Raw genomic sequence first — 632 nt, 5'->3', positions numbered from 1 at the left:
CTCTTTTATCGCTCAAAAGCGACTTTATTAATTTATCACACACAAACAATAAATGCAACATTTTTTTTAAAAAAATGTTTTTAACTTGAAAACGTCGTTTGCGGCGACAAGAAATAATATAACACGATTAAAAACCCAATGCAATATTTTTTTAAAAATAAATAGAGGTAGTTCCCTCGATAATGAATAAGTAGGCTGTCTTACTTCTTTCCATTGCATGGGATTAATCCCAAATCCCAAGACAGCCACTTAATCATCATTATTTTACATTTAACTTGGATTCGTAACAGGCGTGTGCGGATCATTCCCCCACTCAATCCACGACCCTTCATAAACAGTAAGGTTCTCAAAACCCATTAATCGCAAGGTAACATACATATGAGAAGCACGCATAGCCTTGTGACAATAAACAACAACTCTTTTGTCTCTTGTTACACCCGCTTTTTTTAAGAGTAAATCAATCTCTTCTGCCGGCTTATAGATCGGAATTTCCTTTTCTAACACACGATTCCATTCCAAATTTACCGCTGATGGAATATGACCTCCTCTTTTCGCTAATATTTTTTCTCCTTTATACTCTTCAGGTGATCGAACATCAAAAATGACAATATCTTTTTCTCCTATCACGTTTT

The 632-nt window shown here is 34.8% G+C and carries 1 protein-coding gene; it reads right to left on the bottom strand.

Annotated features, from left to right (window positions below; genetic code table 11):
- Window positions 1-270 precede the first annotated feature (270 nt).
- Window positions 271-632: sulfurtransferase (locus tag JCM9140_RS22165; RefSeq protein WP_034751871.1), on the bottom strand; the 362-nt coding region annotated here is incomplete at its 5' end.

Source organism: Halalkalibacter wakoensis JCM 9140 (genome assembly GCF_000513095.1).
In the GTDB taxonomy this organism is placed as follows: Bacteria; Bacillota; Bacilli; order Bacillales; family Bacillaceae_D; genus Halalkalibacter; species Halalkalibacter wakoensis.
This window is presented reverse-complemented; position numbering and strand designations above follow the sequence as displayed.